The sequence below is a fragment of the Microbacterium sp. HMWF026 genome (assembly GCF_003061325.1).
GTDB classification, from domain to species: domain Bacteria; phylum Actinomycetota; class Actinomycetes; order Actinomycetales; family Microbacteriaceae; genus Microbacterium; species Microbacterium testaceum_E.
The window spans coordinates 1-3,886 of the sequence record NZ_QAJB01000099.1 but is presented as its reverse complement, the minus strand read 5'-3'; the positions used below and the strand labels follow the sequence as shown (position 1 = coordinate 3,886).

Genomic DNA, 3,886 nt, shown 5'->3' with positions numbered 1-3,886 from the left:
GGCTGATCCAGCCGTCGCCGCGAGCGTGGGAGCATCGCACGACGCCCCGGTGCCCTCGGGTGCTCCCGCAGCGGCTGAGGCTCCCGCGTATCCCGGCTCCCCGGGCGCTCCGGCGCACACCGGCGCACCGGCATATCCCGGTGCTCCGGCCGACGCCGGTGCTCCCGCTTACCCGGGTGCGTCGGCGCACCCCGGTGCTCCCGCCTACCCGGGCGCTCCCGCCGACGCCGGTGCTTCCGTCTACCCCGGTGCTCCCACCTACCCGGCTGCGTCGGCGCACCCCGGTGCTTCCGCCTACCCCGCCGCCGGAGCCACCGGTGCCTACGCGCCCCACGCAGCCCCGCGTACGGACATCTCCACGAACACCGTGTGGATCTGGCTGCTGGTGTTCCTTCCGCTGCTGGGTGTCATCGGACTGTTCCTCTTCGATTGGTCGACCTACCTGCAGGAGTCGGTCTACGCCGAGATATACGGTCTGGGTCCTACGCCCGATGCGATCCTGGTCAACGCGGTCACCTCGGTGCTGAGCATCGCCTTCTACGCGGTGACCGTGCTGTTCGCCTTTTTGGACTGGCGGCAGTTGCGAGCCCGCGGCGTCGAACGGCCGTTCCACTGGGCCTGGAGCTTCCTCGTCATCGTCATGTCGAGTGCCCTGGTGTACATCATCGGTCGGGCGGTGGTCGCCCGCCGTCGTACCCGCGCCGGTCTCGGACCCATGTGGGTGGCGATCGCCGTCAACGTCGTCGCACTCGTCGCGCTAATCGGTTTCCTGACCGTCCTGATCGTCCAACTCATCCCGCTGTTCGAGGCGCTCGCCCTCTCGAACACGTACTGACCACTCGGGCGAGGGGCCGTCGGACGATGGCCCCTCGCCCGCAATGATGTGTCGATGTGTGACGCCGTGTCTCGTCACGTGACGCGCGCGGAGCCCGACCCTCTGAGCGCTCATACGCTCCTGGAACCGGCGCCCGACGCCGCGTCAACCGGGAGTAAAAGCATGTCCACGACGTCCATCGCCCAGCAGATCGACGACTTCAACACGGGATTCGAAGCGCAGATCGGAGACCGACTCGCCGGGGTCTTCGCCGGCGAGCAAGAAGACCTCCGCGCCGACGGCATTCCCGCGGGGGCACTCGGTGTCGGCGACGAGGCCCCCGACGCCTCGCTGCTCACCGCCGACGGGCAGACCACCTCGCTCTCCGCAGCCCTCGGCGGGGCGGTCGGCGTCGTCGTCTTCTACCGCGGCGCATGGTGCCCGTACTGCAACATCACCCTGCGCACCTACCAGCAGGAACTCGTCCCCGCCCTCCGCGAACGCGGAGCCCAGCTCATCGCCGTCTCTCCGCAGACGCCCGAGGGATCCGCCAAGATCACCGACGACGCCGCGCTCGACTTCGCCGTCCTCTCCGACCCCGCCAACGCGCTCGCCGAGGGCTTCGGCATCGTCACCGAGCCCAGCGCCGATGCACGCGCAGCCCACACCGAGCTCGGCTTCGACGTCGCCGACAGCAATGCCGATGACACCGCCCGGATTCCCTTCCCCTCGGTGTACGTGATCGACGCCGAGGGGCGCATCCGCTTCGCCGACATCCACGTCGACTACACCACCCGCACCGAGACCGACGAGATCGTCCGCGCCGTCGACGCCCTCGGGAACGCCTGAACCCCGCGGGGCGTGGCGCGGCCGACTCGGCCGAGCGTCGCGCCCCGCACACCCTGTCGCGTCGCGCCCCCGTAGGGCCGGCAGCCTCAGTCGCGACGGGGGCCGCGGGTCGCCATAACGGCGTCGAGCAGCGCGTGCGCCGTGTCGTCCTTCGTCCCGGATGCCGTGGCCACGACCTCGCCGCCCGCACCGACGATCGTGAGGGCGTTGTCGGTCGTCTCGAAACCCCGGGTCCATCCCACCGCGTTCGCGGCGAGCAGGTCGACGCCCTTCCTCGCCGCTTTGGCGCGTGCGCGCTCGAGCAGTTCCGCGTCGTCGGCGACCGTCTCGGCGGCGAAGGCCACGATGGTCTGTCCCTCCCGACGCGCCGCGACGAGCCCCGCGACCACGTCGCGGTTTTCGCGCAGTTCGAGGGTCAGTCCGCCGGGGGAGTCCTGTTTGCGCACCTTCTGCTCGGACACCGACGCCACGGAGTAGTCGGCGACCGCCGCGGCCATGACGATGACATCGGCGTCGGGGGAGATGGCATCCATCGCCGTTCCGAGTTCGTCGGCGGTGCTCACGGCCACGACCTCGACCCGCGGGTCGGGGCGGACGTCGGCGTCGAGGTGCGCCGCGACCAGGGTCACCCGCGCCCCGCGGTCCGCGGCGGCCCGCGCGAGTGCGACCCCCTGTCGACCGCTCGAGCGGTTGCCGAGGAAGCGCACCGGGTCGATCGGTTCGCGCGTGCCCCCGGCGCTGATGACCACCGACAGGCCCTCGAGGTCGCGCGGACGCTCGACGAGGGCGAGGGCGGCGGCGACGATCTGCTCGGGTTCCGACATGCGACCGGGTCCCGTGTCGCCCCCGGTGAGCTCGCCGTCGGCGGGACCGACCACGTGGATGCCGCGCTCCCGCAGCACGCGCATGTTGTGGGTGGTCGCGGGGTGGCGCCACATCTCGGTGTGCATCGCGGGAGCGACGACCACCGGTGCGGTGGTGGCCAGCAGCGTCGTCCCGAGCAGGTCGGAGGCGAGCCCCGCCGTCATTGACGCGAGCGTGTTGGCCGTTGCGGGTGCCACGATCACGAGGTCGGCCGCCTGGCCGAGGGCGACGTGCCGCACCCGGGCGACGTCGTCGTGCACCGAGGTGGTCACGGGGTTGCGGCTCAGGGCCTCCCACGTGGGCTGGCCGACGAAGCGCAGGGCATCGACGGTGGGGACGACGTGCACGTCGTGCCCCGCCTTGACCAGCAGACGGACCAGGCTCACGCTCTTGTAGGCGGCGATGCCCCCGGTGACTCCCACGACGACGAACATGGCTCCAGTCTTTCAGGCCGCGTCGCGGATCGGGATGCCCCGGCCGCACCGGCGCGCGGGTAGCGTGGACGCAATGTGCACCGTGGTCATCCACGTCCCCGCGACGCCGGCGCAACCGGTCCATCTGCTCGCCGTGCGCGACGAGGACCGCGAGCGACCATGGCGTCGGCTGGGACCCTGGTGGCCGGAGCGGCCCGGCATCCTGGGGGTCCGCGACGACCGCGCGGGCGGTGCGTGGCTGGCCGTCGACCCCGACGCGTCGCGACTGGCCGTTCTGCTCAACCGCGAGGACCTCTCGGGCCGCGGTGATGACGAGGTCGTCAGCCGAGGCGCCATCCCGCTCGACGCGGTGGGCGGCGGCATCCCGGAGCATCCGGCGACCCGCGGCTTCAACCTCGTCGAGGTGGATGCCGACGGTGCCCACCTCGTCGAGTGGGATGGCCTGACCGCCCGTCGCAGCCGCCTCGCGCCGGGCATCCACATGGTTGCGCACCACGCGGTCGACGACCCGGGCACCCCGCGCATCGCGCGGTGGCTCGAGGAGTTCCGCTCCGCCGGGATCGCGGACGGATCCGAGTGGTGGATGCCGTGGCTCGGCGTGGTCGAGCGTTCCACGCTCGACCCGACGTCGTCGGTGCTGCGGCGTGACGCGCACGACGAGCACGTGCTCGAATCGCTCCTCGTGTGCGCGGCCACGGTGGGTTCCGCGGGCGTCGAGGTGCGCGAGGCGATGCCGGCCACCCCGGGCGACTGGGACGACGGGCTCGTCGAGGGTCTGCGGTCCGGCATCCGTTCCTCCCCGGTGGGTGCACCGGGTCATTCGTCCACCGTCGGGGAGGCCGGACGGTCGGGGGCACCGGCTGCGCAGTAGGCTGGAACGATCCCGCCTCCGTAGCTCAGGGGATAGAGCGCCGCACTCCTAACG

Annotated in this window: 4 protein-coding genes; 3 read left to right on the top strand and 1 reads right to left on the bottom strand. The window is 71.8% G+C overall.

The genetic code is table 11. The features are described 5' to 3' along the window. Nucleotides 1–835, top strand: an 835-nt coding sequence (locus tag DBR36_RS17575; RefSeq protein ID WP_181373478.1) for a hypothetical protein, incomplete at its 5' end; no start/stop codon positions are given. Between the two features lie 162 nt (nt 836–997). Next, complete coding sequence (locus tag DBR36_RS04805; RefSeq protein WP_108317806.1) at nt 998–1,663, top strand: peroxiredoxin-like family protein; 666 nt, start codon at nt 998–1,000, stop codon at nt 1,661–1,663. Nucleotides 1,664–1,749: 86 nt separating this feature from the next. Here the strand turns inward: DBR36_RS04805 and coaBC are convergent, their stop codons facing one another. Beyond that, nucleotides 1,750–2,961 carry a bifunctional phosphopantothenoylcysteine decarboxylase/phosphopantothenate--cysteine ligase CoaBC gene (coaBC, locus tag DBR36_RS04800; protein WP_108317805.1) on the bottom strand — a complete coding sequence of 404 codons (1,212 nt, stop codon included), beginning with the start codon at nt 2,959–2,961 and terminating at the stop codon, nt 1,750–1,752. Nucleotides 2,962–3,034: 73 nt separating this feature from the next. On the opposite strand from coaBC, the gene DBR36_RS04795 reads away from it, so the two are divergent. Then, nucleotides 3,035–3,832 (top strand): NRDE family protein, encoded by a 798-nt coding sequence (locus DBR36_RS04795; protein ID WP_108317804.1) that lies wholly within the window; start codon nt 3,035–3,037, stop codon nt 3,830–3,832. The last annotated feature ends 54 nt before the right edge of the window (nt 3,833–3,886 follow it).